Raw genomic sequence first — 16,546 nt, 5'->3', positions numbered from 1 at the left:
GCGTTTGACCTCCGGGATTACAAAACCTTTTGTAGCTGGGGCAGCATCGGGCTATGAAGCTGCGCATAGAGATCCAGCAGGCGGCGCGTCATAAGATAGTAGGTCGCAATCGCATGCTGGCCGTACATGGTAATTGTGCCGTCCAGCTTTCCAGTCTTCTCTGCGATCTTCAGCCGGCTGATTTGCCACTCGATCTCCCGGGCACTGAGACGCAGTTGTTGAGTGACGGCAAAGGCCTCCGGGTACAACTGCTGAAGATAGAAGGCGAGATCGATCAGCACCAGGCAGTTCGCTTCCAATGCATTGAGGCCTTTCCATCCGCCCACCAGCGTCCAGATCTCTTTGGCCTCCATCATGAAGCTGTCATCATCAGTTCGCCGTTTCCCGGCTGTATCTATGATGTCGAGAGCAATATCCTCGATACCGTTGCGGTCCACAAGTACAAGCCGCTGAAGAATACTTTCCCAGGAGCCCTCCGTGGATCTCCGGGCACGGCGCAGAGAGTAGAACGCGACGACCAACAAGCAAAGCACGACAATCGAGACGACAATAAGGAAAAGAGCAGATTGCCCGATCATGAAGGATGCCTCGCGCGTATCCAGTGCAGGTCGGCCTCGACCCTCGCCTGTAACCGGATGAGCCGCAGACGGAGCTCATCGGACATGCGTCTGGGATCGGGAGCTTCTTTCCATAGCATCACGATCCAGTACGAGAGGCAGCCGAGATAGAGGAATTGCCGAATCTGTTGAAGAACGAGATAAGGAGCGGTGCTCTGATCCAAGCCGAAATGAGTCGCCATTGCTCCGATCAACGTATCGAGAAGGCAGTAGAGCCCCAGAGATTTTGCAATTCTTCCCACATGAGCCTGCCACGGTAGGCCGGCCTTTACCGAGATGCTGATCATTCCTACAAAAAGCTCTCCCATCCAGACAGACGAAAAAAAATCGGCCCTAAGGATTGTCGACTGGATCGGGAGTTTGGTGTGTGGAGCTGCCGCCATGGTAAGTCCGAAGGCGATGATGAGGCTTCCAAATATGAGCGATAGAAATGCTCTGCGTACGTCCGATGCCCATACTCCAAGCGGACGGAAGGTCTTCGCGTACATCTCGTAAACGATACCGAATTGAAGCAAAGTGTCCAACGCACCGAGCGACCAGAAGGTGTAATAGTACGTATGCCGGCTTCCGAACTTCAGGATGAAAAACAATACCACCGTTCGTACCAGATTCGATAAGACAAATGTCGTAAAGATGGGAAATTGTTGCGCTCGGCTGCGCACGATCAGCACCGTGAATAGAAGAATGTGGCCAATAAAGCCGGCTGCCCATAGCCAGCGCCCCAAGTCGGTCACCTGCATTTGCGATGTCTCCGTGGCGTCGTCCGTCGAAGTTCATTATGCACCGCGACCGTCTTAGAGTTTTGCAAAACTGGGCGCTCTCGCATCCTGGGTGGGCGCCGCTGCGATTGCGGACCCCACCCAGTACATAGCGATCATGAGACAGCGTCTGGCGATAAACGTCACTCATTCACGTTCATTTGCGACTTCGGTCACGGCTGTCCGATAGCCTCGCTGATTACGCTGGGAACAACAGCGGTAACAGGCTCAGAATGACTGCCGCTGTGCCGGGCGAGGTTGGCACGGGATCGGTACCAGTGATTCCGAGGGTTGTTGAATTGCCAGTTGGCGTTGAGGTGCTCTGAGCTACTGCCTGTCCGATCGGAAGAGTCAATGCGACGAGCGCAATTGCGGGGATCATCTTGCGGGAAAGATGCTTGAACATGTGTTTTCTCCTTTGCAGCGCAGGTCTGCGCTGCAAAGGAGACTAGGTACTTGAACGCTCAAAACAGAGCATCGGGTGTGCCGGTTTTCTTATAAGAAACTCGACATTTTTGGCTTTTCTGGAAGCTATTCTTATCGCAACTCGACAAGAAGGCTGATCTGTATCGAAGAAACTGACAGACGTCGATTTGAAAATTTCTTATAAGCAACAAATATGCCGTTTTTCTTGACAAATTTGTCGAACAACTTCAGGCAAGAGGCGAGGGAGAAATCGTTTTATCTTTCACGATTGGTGCGGAGGTTCGCGCCGAAGCTGGCAAGTGGATGGTGTATGCAAAAATCACTGGAGGCTGAATTCAGGTGAACCTGGATGTGCTTCACGCAGGAATCACTTCATCGATGCGACAATCGGCACGGCGGAGTAGATTGCGGCGCCGGTGCATCGGGACAAAACCGGATACTGAAGAATCATGAATTACCGGAAACTCCAAACAGACGGGCTGGATGGATTGGGAGGCAAGACAATTGAAGATCTGTTTGCTTTTGCTGTTACTTGTATCGAGCTTGTCCGCTGACGCTCAAAGCGCAAATGACGGAAGTTCGAGCGCCGTTCAAGCGGGACAATCATCTCAACCTGCTCCCAGCACACCACGGAAAAAAGACCCCGACGAGCTCAGGCAGGAGCTGGATGTAAACGCGCTGGCATTGTCGAAGATACCCGCAGATCCTCTCATAGAACCGGATCCTCTCGCCCCATTTTTTCTGCCGGTAAACAAACTCGCAGACCGAAGCGCGCAATCTCTCCGATTGAAATTCGGCGCGACGTACACCTTTTTGAATCAGTATGCGACTGTCGCATCGGATGGCGTCCGGCACAATCAATTCAGTGGTCGTCTCGATTTCACCGGAGGCTGGACTGCCTACGATCATGGCAGCAGCGCTGGATCTATCAGCCTGCTCGTTCGCTCCGGAACCAACATCGGTAGAAGTCAGCAGTTCAACCTCAGCGATGGCATCGGCTCCGGGCTTTATCTCAATTGTCTGCAGGGCGGCGGTCCGCAGGAACCGATCACTTTGAATATCCTCTACTGGCGGCAGGATCTTCTGGATAAGAAGCTCTCGTTTTATGTGGGCAAGATCCATCCGAACGAATACGTGACTCTCAGCATGTTCAATAACGACGAGCGTACGCAGTTTTTAAACGGAGCCAACGACGGCAATCTCGCAGTCGCGTACGACGGGACCTATGCGGGCGGCGCCGCGGTTGAGTACCAGGCCACTCCTCATTTTTACATCCATGCACTCGCCGTGGACACCGAGGGTGCGCAGCAGAGGAATATCGAAACCCTGGTCGACCGCAAATACATGGAAGGCATTGAACTGGGCTTTTCGTCGGGCTCACTCGGTGAGGAGTACCGGCACTATCGCCTGGGTATGTGGCGAGACGATACGAAGAGTAGCGGGAGTGGATTTGGCGGAGGCGGAGGGTTCGAGCATGAGCTTTCGAATGGCTGGACGCCATTCGGGAGATTTGCCTACGGCACCAATGCTGGAACTGCGATCAAGCAAATCGAGGGAATCGGTCTTGCCCGCGTTCGCCCTTTCGGACGCACGGGCGATATGTTCGGGGCGGCATTCAACTATAGCGAGCCGAGCCGCCCTGCTCGACATCACGAGAGCATCTTCGAGGCATTTTATCGGCTTCGCCTGACTCAGAGCGTGAGGATCGGCCCGGATATGGAAGTCTCCATTCATCCCACCTACGCGACTAAGGCTTACGCTACAACTCTTTTCGGCGCGAGGATGGAGATCATCTTTTGAAGCGCTGGAGAGACTTCATGCCAATGCCGAAGTCCCCGTTCCTCCACGTTAGTGAGATTGAGTAGCAAGGCTAGCTGCGAATCCGATACAGCTTGTAGATCACCTTCGCTCCCAAGATAGCCCCCGCATTCATCGGCAGGGGCTCGCGTTTCAAGCGTATTACCATCCAATGGCTACGAGAAGCGTCTTCGGATTCGTGCAACTCACATCTGCCGAATAGCCGCCTGCATCGTCGTACGGGAAGGCATATTGCTGTGCGTTGATGGCATTGGCGTGAAGAAACTGCGCGTAGTAGCTTGCCGGCGCAGTCTGATAAAAAGCGCTCGGGTTACCCCACAGTGCCTGATTAGCCAGCGTGCCATTCGCATTAAAGGTTCCCGCAACAGCCCCGACATGGCGGTAGATTGCGGCAGAAAGGTCAGGATAGCTTCCTAGCCCATCTCCATTGGGGATTGCGAGGGGAATGGTGATCCCATTGACCGCCCAGAGCTGCTCGATCCAATCGTTGTAGTAGGTCTGGTATGCGCCGCCGGTATCGAAGCCGCCGGCGGAAGGGGAGACGATTCGATAGGGCGCCTGCAGCTGTGCGAGCGTCTGGAAATCCGCGGGAACGGCGTTGATGTAGCGTTGGAAGAAGCTAGCGCGGCTTTCCGCGAACGATCCGCCGGTTTCACCGATGGCGATGTCTGTTCCGTCGCTGCAGCTCAATTGGAACGCATACTTCAGGCCAAATGCGTCCACTCTGGTTGAATTCATATTCATGAAGGTTGCGCCCAGAGTGTATTCGAGAAAGTCCCAGTAGTTGTTTGTATTCTGGTTGACGGCTCCGAGATAGAAGTAGATCCGTCCTGAAGCGTTGGCGGGCATCGCGAGCGTTGGCTGAGCGGCGATTGAATTGGTGGTTGTGACACCGCCGATGTCGATACTCCAGTAAACCTGACTATCGGGATATTGCCCGTTGGTCCGGTTGAGGAATTTGATTGTAATGAGGTCTCCGGATGGCGTAGCCGGTAGATTGCTGGCGTCCCAGAAGGGAGGGGTGTTGGGAGCAAGCGATAAAGTTGTCGCGTTGACGGGGCCGCCCACGGTCGTCGTTCCGGACGGGCCTGAGGCCTGGACGGTGTAGTAATAGGTGGTCGACGCCGTGAGTACAACATCGTTATAGAAGTTGGACTTGGTGCTTCCAACCTGATTGCTGCCGGATGGCGTAAATGGCGATGTTGTGCTGCGGAATACGTTGTAGATCACTGGCGCAGCCGCCGTGCTCGCAGGGAAGGTTAGATCGATCTCGTTGGGAGAAGATGCTGCCGCCGTCAACACAGTGGGAGGAGCCAGCGGAGTGGCGTTTTCCTGCCCGGAGAATTCTACCGATACACCGTCTTCATCCGCAGCTTGCACGATGTAGTAGTAGGTTGAGGAGGGCGCGAGTCCGGTGTTGAAGAACTCTGTGCCCGTAAGCCCTACGGCGATTTCATTATTGACCGAGGGCGTGAATCCACTGGTTGTGCTGCCGTATACGTTGTAAGTGACGTTGGTGCAGTTCGCGGGTGAGGTGATTGGCGTCCAACTCAAGCCGATGGTGGTGGAGGTAGATGGGCTTGCCGCCAGGCCACCTGGCGCAGTCGTCGGAATCGAGATGCACGACGTAGCGGGATGTGTTTCAGCGCTGGCTTCTGTCGATGGAGCCGAAGCGCCATCCGCGTCCACTGCTTCCACAGCGTAGTAGTAGGTCGTGGATGCGGCCAGTCCTGTGTTGGAAAAGCTGGTGCTCGTAAGTCCACTTGCAACCAGCGTAGACGAGGACGGAGAGAATCCGTTGACTGTGCTGGCGTATAGGTTGTATTTGACGGCGCAGTTCGGGGGAGGCGTGACTCCTGTCCATGCCAAGCTCATGATGCTGGGAGAGGATGCGCTTGCCGTCAGTCCTGAGGGAGCGGCTGAAGGCAAGAGAGTGCACGCGCTGGCAGCGCCCCGGATCTCAATTCCCATGATCAAGGGTTGGTTCTCTGCGCCGCCGGTGAAGGCGATCACGATTTGGCCGCTGCTGTTAGCGGTGGCCGTGAAGCTCTCGACCAGGGCCGCGTCCAATCCAACCGTGGCATAGACATCCAGGTTGGTGAGCACAGATGTGCCGTTGATCGCTACGTTGAATTCGCGGTTGCCTGCGGCGGTAAAGTAGGTTTCGGCAAAATGCAGCAGAACCGCATATTGAGCGCCAGGGGCCAGACCGGGGATGGTGTAGGTTGAAGCTCCGACCCGTCCGTTCTGATACACACCCATGGGCGCCGCATTCGTGCCGGGTTGAGTCAAATTTATGGCGGCCGTTACTTGGCCATTGTTTCCTCCACCGTTGAAGTATTCATCAGCGACGAACGAGGCGTCGCCGCCATTCGCGTTGCTCTGCGCCGGACCTCCCGCGGCGATGGCGACAATTTCCGTGGAAGTGGAAGCAGGGGTTATGGCCGAAACTTGTGTCGAGGCCGTCGATGGACCGGCTGCGTCGACTGCTTCAATCACGTAGTAATAAGTGGTAGAAGCCGTAAGGCCGGTATTGGAGTAAGTGGTTCCGGCCACTCCGCTCGCGATCAGGTTGCCCGATGATGGAGAGAATCCATTCGTAGTGCTGCCGTAGACTCTGTAGGAGCTGATGGTGCAGTTCGAGGGCGGAGTGACCGCGGTCCAACTCAGACCGATGGAATTCGGAGAAGTAGCTGCGGCGGTTACTCCGGTTGGAGCGGAAGGGGCCGTGCTGCAGGCCGTACCGGCAGTTTCAGCGCTGACCTGGGAGGATGGCACTGAGGCTCCCTCGGTGTCCAGCGCTTCAACGATGTAGTAATACGTCGTCGAGGCGGCGAGGCCAGTGCTGAAGTAGCTAGTAGCGGTTGATCCGCTTGAGATCAAGTTGCTGGATGAGGGGGTGAAGCCGCTGGTGGTGCTCCTGTAGACGTTATAGGAGGTGATCGTGCAATCCGCAGGAGGTGTCACCGCTGTCCAACTCAAAGCGATGGCGCTGGAGGATGATGTTGCAGCGGTCAGGCCGGTTGGCGCTGATGGCACAGCGCCGCAGGCCGATGAGGTTCCGCGTATTTCGATTCCACTGACGACAGGTTGGTTTACAGCGCCCAAGGTGAAAGTGACGACGATATCGCCAGCACTATTCGCGGTGGCCGTGAAGGTCTCGAGCAATGCCGCGTTCGCTCCCACAGTTGCGTAGATATCGAAGTTGGTGAGTACCGTGGTGCCATTGATGGCAACGTCGAATTTGCGGTCGCCCGCGGCGGTGAAGTACGTCTCGGCGAAGTGCAGCAGTACGGTATATTGATCGCCTGCCGTGAGGCCGGGAATTGTGTATGTGAATGCGCCCGCCCGCGCGTGTTGATACACCGCCATTGGCGCGGCGTTGGCGCCCGGCTGGGCCAGGTTGATGGTGGTTGTACTTACCTGATTATCTCCGCCACCGTTGAAGTCTTCGTCGGCAGCAAAGGAGGAGTCTCCACCGCTGGCGTTACTTTGCGCCGGACCTCCGGCTGCTATGGCAACGACGTCCTGGGCGGCCGCATTTCTTGCACCGAAAAAACTCATCGCGCCAACCACAAACAGTGCCAGAGAAGTGCGAAGAAGGATCTTTACTCTGCGTATTGAATTTTTGTCTGACATGACATTCCCCTAGTTCTTGCTGTGGTTTGTGTTGTGATAACGGCGCTAACGTCTTGCCATGCGCTCTGACTTTCGTCAGTACTTAGTTGGCGCGGACTTCGATCCCCATGACGAGGGGTTGGTCCGCGGCGCCGGTGGTGAAGGCGATGACGATCTGTCCGCTGGAATTTGCTGTGGTGTTGAAGGTTTCCAGCAGCGCGGCATTCTTGCCGACTGTGCCGTAGATGTCGAGATTGGTGAGCACCGTAATGCCGTTGATGGCCACGTTGAACTGGCGGTCCCTGGCGGCGGTGAAGTAGGTTTCAGCGAAGTGCAGAAGCACAGTATAAGTTGCGCCCGCGGTCAGGCCCGGAATGGTATAGGTGGAGATTCCGGCCCGTCCGTACTGATACACGCCCATGGGCGCTGCGTTAGCTCCCGGCTGAGTCAGATTGATGGTGGCGGTACTCACCTGATTATCCCCGCCCGCGCTGAAGTCTTCGTCGGCGGCGAAGGAGTAGTCGCCACCGCCGGAGTTGCTCTGCGCCGGTCCGCCAGCGGCGATGGCTATCACCTCGGTGCTGCCGCTGGCCGCTTGCGTCTCGGCACTGGCCTGGGTGGAAGCGGCAGATGGACCCTCCGTATCGGAGGCTTCCACCTTGTAGTAATAGGTGGTTGATGCCGTCAGGCCGGTGTTGGAGTAAGTTGTGCCGGTAGCGGTAGTGATCAGGTTGCTCGACAAAGGCGTGAACCCGCTTGTGGTGCCGCGATAGATTGAGTAAGAGCTGATGCTGCAGTTGGCCGGTGGTGTCACCGCGGTCCAACTCAGGCCGATGACGCTTGGAGATGACGCTATCGCTGTCAGTCCCGCCGGCGCGGATGGAGCTACATTGCAGCTGCCTCCACCGCTTGCGGTGCTGGCGCTGGCTGGTGAAGAGGCTGCTGACGATCCATACGAATCGAACGCTTCCACAACGTAGTAGTACGTTGTCGACGCCGTCAGGCCGGAGTTGGTGTAGCTCGTGCCCGTTATTCCGTTCGCAACCAGGTTGCTCGACGACGGCGTAAATCCCGAGGTAGTGCTCCGGTAGACATCGTACGAAGTTATGGTGCAGGGAGGATTCGCGGGCGCCGCGGTCCAACTCAAGCTGATGGAGCTGGAGGACGACGCTGTGGCCGTCAGATTGGTTGGACCTGTGGGCGGGACCGAGTTGCATGACGAAATAGCCGACGTTTCCGCACTGGCTTGCGCCGAAGCCGTCGATGCACCGAACAAATCGACTGCTTCTACCGCATAGTAGTAGGTGGTCGAAGCTGCGAGGCCGGTGTTGGAGTAAGTCGTACCGGTCACACCGCTGGCGACCTGGTTGCTCGACGACGGCGTGAATCCGCTGGTTGCGCTGCTATAGACGTTGTAGGAGTTGATCGAGCAGTTCGCCGGGGAATTAGCTGCCGTCCAGGACAGGCCGATGATGTTGGAGGAAGATGCTGTTGCCGTCAATCCGGTTGGCGCTGAGGGAACGGCAGAGCAAACAGAAGAATTTCCAAGCACTTCGAGGCCATTGATGGTGGGTTGATCGAGGGCGCCGTTGGTGAATGTGATTACGATTTGGCCGCTGCCGTTGGCTGTGGCGACGTATTGCTCAATCACGGCTGTGTAGTTCGTGCCCGCCGTTGCATAGATGTCGAAGTTGGCCAGCACTGTCTTGCCGTTGATGGCAACGTTAAATTCACGACTGCCAGCTGCCGTGAAATACAGCTCCGCAAAGTGCAGACGCACGGTATAGCTGGCTCCGGCAGTGAGGCCTGGAATTGTGTACGTGATCGCCCCTTGCCGCGCCGACTGGTATACCGCCTCCGGAGCAGCAATGGTTACGAGATCGGCTGGTATGGTGATGGCATTCGGAACCGAGTAGGTGGTTCCACCGGTGTAATCTTCGTCCGCGACAAATGGATTGTCGCCGCCGTTCGAGTTGCCTGCTCCCGTGGTGCTGCCTGCGTCGATCGATACAAGATCTGCCGGCGGCGTGGTGGCGGATGACTGCGCCGATGCTGGCGAATTTCCATCGGAGTTCAGAGCTTCTACGACAAAATAATAAGTCGTATTCGAAGCGAGGCCGGCGTTGGAGTAGGCGGGGTTGGTTAGACCATTTGCGATCAGGCTGCCTGCGCCCGGAGCGAATCCGCTGGCGGTGCTGCGGTAGACGTTATAGGAGCTGATGGTGCAGTTCGCCGGAGGAGTGGCCGCGTTCCATGTGAGCCCGATGATGCTTGGGGAAGTGGCTGCTGCCGTTAGCCCGGTTGGTGCTGAGGGAGCGGTGCTGCAAGGGGGCGTGACCGGTGTAGATGCGGAAACCTGCGCTGAAGGCGCGGATGTACCGTATCCGTCGACTGCTTCCACGATGAAGTAGTAGGTCGTTAGGTCTGCGAGACCTGTGTCGGCGTAACTGGCAGTTGTGATCCCGCTCGCGATCAGGTTGCTTGAGGACGGAGTGAATCCGCTGGTTGTGCTGCTGTAGATATTGTAAAAACTGACGCTGCAGTGGGACGGAGGGGTGACTGCTGTCCAACTCAAAGTAACGACACTGGAGGAGGTGGCCGTTGCCGTCAATCCGGCCGGCGTTGGAGGGACCGCGGCGCATGCGCTGGTTGTGGTCCGAGGATCGGGTACGGCAACGATCGGAAAGGAAACGGAACCGCTTGTCAGGCCGGGAGCCGTAGCCGTGACCGTTACGGTGCCCGGAGTGAACTGGCTGCGGAACGCAATTCTGGTCAGGCCGCCTTCGACCTGTAACTCGGGATCTCCCGGCGCGTGGTAGTAAGCGTCGGGCACGCCGTTCACATAAGTGGAGTTGGCGTTTGAGTAGTTGTTGGTGTTGGTGGAGACATATTGCTGAGTCCCGCCCTGATAGGTGGCTGGGCCGCTTACCGAAAATGTGACCAGGTCAGAGGCGAGGGGTTCCCAATTCCCATTTGCGTCTTCGATTGTGGCAGTAACAAATGCTGCGTCCGAACCGTTGGCGGTGACTTCGAAGGTCGTGCCATTGGGCTCGGTCAATTCAGGAACAATATTGAGCACGATCTTGCTTTCGCCTGCTGCAGTCGTTCTGCTGTCTGTCGCGACCACTGTTCCAGATTCGTTGAGGCACTCCGCCGTTACTGTGCCGGAGACCCATGGCACCATCCAGGAAGTCTGGAAGGGAATCTGGGTTGCGGTCTGCGTCTGATTTCCTTCGTCGTTTGACGTCCAGGGATTTGGCGTCTCGATTGAACCCTGTTGCGCACCGTTTACCAGCAGTTCCACCGATGGGCAGTTGCTGAAGGCATTCACCTGGACAGTCCCGGCGGCAAGGTTCCAGTGGCCGGCTAGGTGAACGACCGGTTTGATCGAAAATGGCGTCCACGCTGTTTCATACACGTAGTACAACAGCTTCGGAAAGCGATTCTGATCCAGCGAGGATGCGCCGAGCGACCGGACCGCATTCGCGTTTCCAGGAGCCGTCGTGCTGCTGCCGGCCTCCACAAACTGGCCAGTCTCGCCGGGAGTGTCGGCGAGGTACCACTGCGCCATTCCCATCGCGCCGGCAGCCCTGCCCTGACGCCAGTTGTCGAGGAAGGGCGCAACGAAGGCCAGCTCGTAGTTCCACGCCAGGCCGCGCGCCGTGCCGGTGCCCCAATACTCCGCGCCCCAGGCCGCATTGTTCGGGTAATCCTCCTTGATTTGCACCTCGCAGCCTTCCAAGGTGCAGCCGAGAAGATAGCCGTTGACCGGATCAGGCGTGCGGTCGGCTGCAACCCGCGTATTGATGGGGTCCCACTCAGAGTCGATGGCCAGAAGCGGTTCACCGACCGACTCTTCCATGGTGCCGTTGTTCGATTCCCAATCGAGAATGGACGGATGGCTGCGATCGCGAACGATCATGTCGCGATGCAGCTCTTCCTTCAGCGTCACCATATCGGCTGTTGGGTCGGCAAAGGCCTCTTCGTTGTCTCCGCTTGGCTGGTCGATCATGATGCCGTAGGCATCGGCTGCGTTCACGAATTCTTCGCTGCTGGTCGAGTGTCCCGGACGATAGATGTTTCCGCCCTCTGCAGCCAATAGCGAGAGATCGCGCCACTGCTGCTCTTCGGGAACGGATGATCCCAATCCCGGATAGTCGTAGCGCCCCGAGGCGCCCCATAGATTCATCGGATAGCCGTTGATGATTGGGTAGTCCGCATTCCAGGTAATGGTGCGGATGCCGAGCGGGCTCTGCGCAACATCGACCACTACGCCATTGACGCTGACAATGTGATTGACCGTGTACAGATATGGTGTGCCGTAGATGGAATTGTTTGGATACCACAATGTCGGATTGTTGACGGTGATCTGCTCGCTGAACATCGGAGATGCGGTGGAGGGGAAATTGCCCGGAGTCATCGCGGCCACTGTCTGAGTGAGAGGTGCGCCGGTTGCTACTACGTTCCCGTTCGCATCCACAATCTGCGTCGTCAGGGTGACGATCTGGGATGCCGTTGTCTCGTTCACAACGTTGGTCTCTACCTGGACGACGGCGGATACGGCCTGGGCTGGGTTGTTCTTGGAAAGAGCCTCGGATACGATCGCAACGTACGTGCCCCACGTCTTCTGGTTGGAGTACAGATTGACGGGAATGTGCACCCTGTTGGTAATGAACATCTTGACTGGGCGGAACAATCCGGCCATGGCCTGGCCGAATCGAAAGACTTCTGAAAATTGAGGATCTTCAAACCAGCTGTTTCCCCGGGACACGCTCACTGCAAGCACATTTTCCGTGGCGCCGTCGGCCGTCAGATAGGGCGTGAGGTCGACGATGAAAGGTATGAAGCCTACGACGTGCGAAGCATTCGCATTGGCGGCGACGGCGCTGACGCCGGTCAGCAGCGTGCCATTGATATAAACCTGTGCGCCTGTATGCGCTCCCTCGAACTCGACCATGATCTTGCTGTTGGCGTACGCCGGATCAACTTTGAAGTGGAGGCGATACCAATTGTTCTGTCCGCATAAAGATCCTTCGCCACCACCCGATGACTGATTGAGGAACGAGCGCCATAGATTCGCGTCGGTAGGAACGCCGACCTGAGCCCAGTTAGGAGCGGAGATCGCGCTGCCGCAGGAGGGACCGATGGCGGAAGCTGGCGCGGCATTCTCAACGTAGCTGGGAGCAGCGAAAGAAGACGGAGTGGGATTGGAATCCTGATTGTTCTCGTACCACCAATTGCTCTGAGGCAAAGCCGCGGTGGGATCAGTCGCGGCGGCGTTCCCCACAAAATTCGGCACGCCCTGGGAGAGATCAACGATGATCCGATCCGACGCCGGCGGCACCGGCTGTGCGTTCGCCGTGGTCGAGCCCACGGCCGAGAGGAAAATCAGGAGTAATGGCAAGAGACGATGGCTGCCGCCTGCTCCAGGAAGACTGCGATGCGAGTGTCGGTGTGCTACAGACTGGGGAACGGGCTTGATGTCATGGGCATTCAGGTCGCGCAGATAGGGTGAACCGTGAACGGGGAGGTATGGGGGATACATGACGCTCCTGTTGACCGATGCGTGAATTTCCAGCGATCGACCGTTTATGCAGAAGTGACATTCCTCGGTTCAGTACCTATTTCGCAAGTGACTTGAGGTTCATTCACAGATAATGGTGTTAACGGCCATGAAAGACCTGAGAAAACCATCAGCGCACGTCCGGCCGTGTCGATAAGTTCATCCGGCAAAAGCGTTTCGACCGATGCCGTCGTCCGAAACAGATTCACGGAGTTCGAACGTCGAACCGCGGCGTTAAAGCATGTATTAACGTGTTAAAGCATCTGATTCGGAGTCGACGCCCTAATTCTGCCCCGAAAAAGCCTTCTAGCCGCTGCGGATTGACACATTGCGACCGGGAAACAGCCTGCGACATCGAACGGAGATGGAATTGACAGAAACATCCGCGAGCGCACCGAAGTCCGTCTCCCCTACATCCGACGTCCGCTTCGGCTTCGGCTTCGACAACACATATGCTCGCCTCGATGATCGCTTCTACGCGCGGCTTGCTCCCACGCCGGTGGCGGCGCCGCAGCTTATCAAGCTGAATGTGGAGCTTGCCCGCAGCCTCGGGCTCGATCCGGAGGCGCTCACCACACCCGCAGGAATGGAGATCCTGGCAGGCAATCGGGTGGCCGAAGGTTCCGAGCCGTTGGCGCAGGCTTATGCCGGGCACCAGTTCGGCTCGTTTGTGCCGCGGCTTGGCGATGGACGTGCCAATCTTCTCGGTGAAGTGGTGGGGCGCGACGGCATGCGTTACGATATTCAACTCAAAGGTGCGGGCCGCACACCATTTTCGCGTGGCGGGGATGGAAGAGCAGCGCTCGGTCCGGTTTTGCGTGAGTACATTGTCAGCGAAGCAATGGCAGCGTTAGGAGTGCCGACGACGCGAGCCCTGGCCGCGGTTACCACCGGTGAGAGCGTGTATCGCGAGAGCGTATTGCCGGGAGCCGTGTTCACGCGCGTCGCGGCCAGCCATCTGCGTGTGGGCACGTTCGAGTACTTCGCGGCTCGCAAAGATACGGAAGCCGTTCGCACCCTGGCCGACTACGCCATCGCGCGACATTATCCTCAGGCCGCGGCGGCGTCGCAGCCTTATCGTGCCTTTCTGGATGGTCTGATCGCGCGACAGGCGGAGCTGGTTGCGCAATGGATGTCCTTCGGCTTCATCCACGGCGTCATGAATACCGATAACACCTCGATTTCTGGCGAGACTATCGATTACGGACCTTGCGCCTTCATGGAGGCCTACGATCCGGCGGCGGTGTTCAGCTTCATCGACCAGCGAGGCCGATACGCATTCGCCAACCAGCCTGAAATTGCTCTGTGGAACCTGGCGCGCCTTGCCGAAACGTTGCTTCCGATACTCACCGGCGATAACCGTGGCGAGGAGGCCGCAATAGCCTTTGCTACGGAGGCGCTCACCGCGTTTGCTCCGCAGTTTGAAGCAGCGCGTACTGCCGGGCATCGCCGCAAGCTCGGTCTACATACGCAGCAGGAGGGGGATGGCGCGCTGGCGGAGGATCTGCTCGAACGCATGGCTGCCAACCACGCCGACTTTACACTCACATTCCGCCGCCTGTGCGAGGCGGCAGCAAGCCAAGATAACGACAGCACTCTTCGCGTACTCTTCGACAATCCTGCGGTATATGACACCTGGGCGGTTGCCTGGCGCCGCCGGCTGCAGTCAGATTCCGTCTCTAATCAGGTACGCGTGGACGCAATGCGCAGGGCGAATCCGGCGTTCATCCCTCGCAATCATCTCGTAGAGGCCGTGATCAACGCCGCGACGGAGCAGCAGAACTTCCAGCCCTTTGAAGACCTGCTGGATGTTGTAACCCACCCCTACGACGACAGACCCGGATTTGAGCCGTATGCGATTCCGGCTCGACCTGAGGAGCGGGTCGAGCATACTTTCTGCGGAACCTAGCCAAGAGAAATCCCATACATCGGCGTAGTCTGTTCGAAGATTGCCGGAGTAGAAAGTACACCGTAAGCCCAATGCCTGGCTGACAGCGGAAGCTCCTCAACTTTCGCTTTGCCGTGATGAATTCACCGAAACTCTCCTGAAGTGAATACCCTTCTCCTAGTTGATTCCGGAGCCAAAACCTAGTGGGGAAGTAGTTCGGAAATTGACGCGAAGCACCGATTCTCAATAGCTCTTCCGGGTGATAGTCGGATTGGTGGCTTTCGCTATGATCCAACTAGCGGATACCGTCATACTCCCGATATGAAAATCGACGGCAAAGCATTTGCCGTCGTAAATAGGCGCCTAAGGTGAGTCGTAGCGCGAGACAGCAGTCAGAAGTTCCCGTCTTGGTCGACCGGCGATCCGTCGCCCGCAGGCGGTCTCGCGGCCAGCGAGGAAGAGTGTCCGCGTCCATCGCGGTGAACCTTGTACAACTTTCGGACATTCTCATCCTGTTGCTCTGCGGTTTATTGAGCAGAATCCTCCTGCTGCCGAAGGACGAACACCATGTCAATGGATTACTCTTTTTTGCCACGCTCGTGGGCAGTGTCCTGACTACGCGTGTTCTTGCACGTGCTGACGCCTATACGCCATCCTCGCTGCGATCATGGAACCGGCAATCGCTGCTCTTGATGAAGCCGCTGCTATTTGGCGCGGGAAGCATCATCATTTGTATTTTCCTTATGGGAGGCGGTCAGCTTCTTCGCCGGTGGCTCCTTGTATGGTTCGGACTCAGTCTCCTGTTCCTGATTGTGTATCGAAGCTTCTTGTCGCAGCTCTTCCGCAGGTGGATGGAAGCCGGACGCCTGGCGCGAAGGGTTGCAGTCATCGGAGCAGGTGAACTTAGCCGTGAGTTCATCGATCGGTTACGTGCGGAGCCCCATGCCTATACGGTTGTGGGCCTCTACGATGACCGTCTGTCGCGTGTGCCCGCCATGCAGGACGGAGTCGAAGTTCGCGGCACGGTGCAGAATCTTCTCGAGCGCAGCCGGGAAGAACAAATTGACGTTATTGTGATCGCCCTTCCATTGAGTGCGGCCGAACGTATTGGAGCGATCCTCGAACAGGTACGCAGCACTGTCGCCGATGTGTGTCTGACCACGGACTTTGCCGGCCTGCGCTACAGGAGCGATCAGATTTCGAAGATCGGATCAAATCCCGTCGTTTTGATGGAAGAGCGGCCTCTGAAGGACTGGCGAGGCGCGAAGAAACTGGCCTTCGATCTCGTTGTGGGCTCTCTTTTGATTGTGTTGAGCTCGCCGATTCTCGCCCTCATTGCGCTGCTGATCCGCCTCGACTCACCGGGTCCGATCATCTTCCGCCAACCTCGACTGGGATTCAACAACCGGCTCTTCACCTGCTACAAATTTCGCACCATGCGCACTGACATGACGGATCTATTGGCCGATCAGCAGACCACTCGCGACGATCCGCGAGTGACGAGACTTGGCAAATGGTTGCGCATGCTCAGCTTCGATGAGCTGCCGCAGCTCTTCAATGTCATTAGAGGCGACATGTCCTTGGTTGGACCGCGTCCGCATGCACCGAACACCAAGGCCGCGGACCGGCTGTACACCGATGTGGTCGCAAAATATGCTCTTCGCCATCGCGTAAAGCCTGGAATCACAGGTTGGGCGCAGGTCAATGGATGGCGCGGTCAGACGAAGAAGATCGAACAGATCGAAAACCGAGTCGCCTGCGACCTGGACTACATTGAAAACTGGTCCATCTGGTTCGACGTGCGCATCCTGGTGTTGACTATCACTCGCGAGATGCTGAGCTCCAACGCATTCTGACC

The 16,546-nt window shown here is 57.2% G+C and carries 8 protein-coding genes; 3 read left to right on the top strand and 5 right to left on the bottom strand.

Translation table 11 applies throughout. The annotated features are described in order from the left end of the window. Positions 1–17 precede the first annotated feature (17 nt). From XX99_RS28245 to XX99_RS24940, 3 genes are all read right to left on the bottom strand, one after another. The gene (locus tag XX99_RS28245; RefSeq protein WP_231581610.1) at positions 18–356 is read right to left on the bottom strand and encodes a hypothetical protein; all 339 of its coding nucleotides are present in this window, start codon (positions 354–356) and stop codon (positions 18–20) included. A 218-nt stretch (positions 357–574) separates the two neighbouring features. After that, positions 575–1,357: a hypothetical protein gene (locus tag XX99_RS24945; protein ID WP_050062122.1), complete on the bottom strand. Its 783-nt coding sequence runs from the start codon at positions 1,355–1,357 to the stop codon at positions 575–577. Between the two features lie 217 nt (positions 1,358–1,574). Further along, the gene (locus XX99_RS24940; protein ID WP_050062121.1) at positions 1,575–1,781 is read right to left on the bottom strand and encodes a hypothetical protein; all 207 of its coding nucleotides are present in this window, start codon (positions 1,779–1,781) and stop codon (positions 1,575–1,577) included. An 806-nt stretch (positions 1,782–2,587) separates the two neighbouring features. Between XX99_RS24940 and XX99_RS24935 the strand changes: the two genes are divergently transcribed. After that, the gene (locus XX99_RS24935; RefSeq protein WP_231581609.1) at positions 2,588–3,601 is read left to right on the top strand and encodes a carbohydrate porin; all 1,014 of its coding nucleotides are present in this window, start codon (positions 2,588–2,590) and stop codon (positions 3,599–3,601) included. 159 nt (positions 3,602–3,760) lie between these two features. Here XX99_RS24935 and XX99_RS24930 read toward each other — a convergent pair whose 3' ends face one another. Together XX99_RS24930 and XX99_RS24925 are read right to left on the bottom strand one after the other, a co-directional pair. Next, entirely contained in the window at positions 3,761–7,183 is a 3,423-nt protein-coding gene (locus XX99_RS24930; protein ID WP_231581608.1) for a malectin domain-containing carbohydrate-binding protein, read from the bottom strand. A gap of 157 nt (positions 7,184–7,340) precedes the next feature. Further along, positions 7,341–12,782: a malectin domain-containing carbohydrate-binding protein gene (locus tag XX99_RS24925; RefSeq protein ID WP_050062119.1), complete on the bottom strand. Its 5,442-nt coding sequence runs from the start codon at positions 12,780–12,782 to the stop codon at positions 7,341–7,343. Between the two features lie 388 nt (positions 12,783–13,170). On the opposite strand from XX99_RS24925, the gene XX99_RS24920 reads away from it, so the two are divergent. Both XX99_RS24920 and XX99_RS24915 read left to right on the top strand, forming a co-directional pair. Then, the gene (locus XX99_RS24920; RefSeq protein ID WP_231581607.1) at positions 13,171–14,709 is read left to right on the top strand and encodes a protein adenylyltransferase SelO; all 1,539 of its coding nucleotides are present in this window, start codon (positions 13,171–13,173) and stop codon (positions 14,707–14,709) included. 440 nt (positions 14,710–15,149) lie between these two features. Then, positions 15,150–16,544, top strand: a complete 1,395-nt coding sequence (locus XX99_RS24915; RefSeq protein WP_050062117.1) for an undecaprenyl-phosphate glucose phosphotransferase — start codon at positions 15,150–15,152, stop codon at positions 16,542–16,544. Positions 16,545–16,546 lie beyond the last annotated feature (2 nt).

The sequence above is a fragment of the Silvibacterium bohemicum genome (genome assembly GCF_001006305.1).
In the GTDB taxonomy this organism is placed as follows: domain Bacteria; phylum Acidobacteriota; class Terriglobia; order Terriglobales; family Acidobacteriaceae; genus Silvibacterium; species Silvibacterium bohemicum.
The sequence above is the reverse complement of the archived record's forward strand: the minus strand, read 5'-3'. Positions and strand labels throughout refer to the sequence as shown.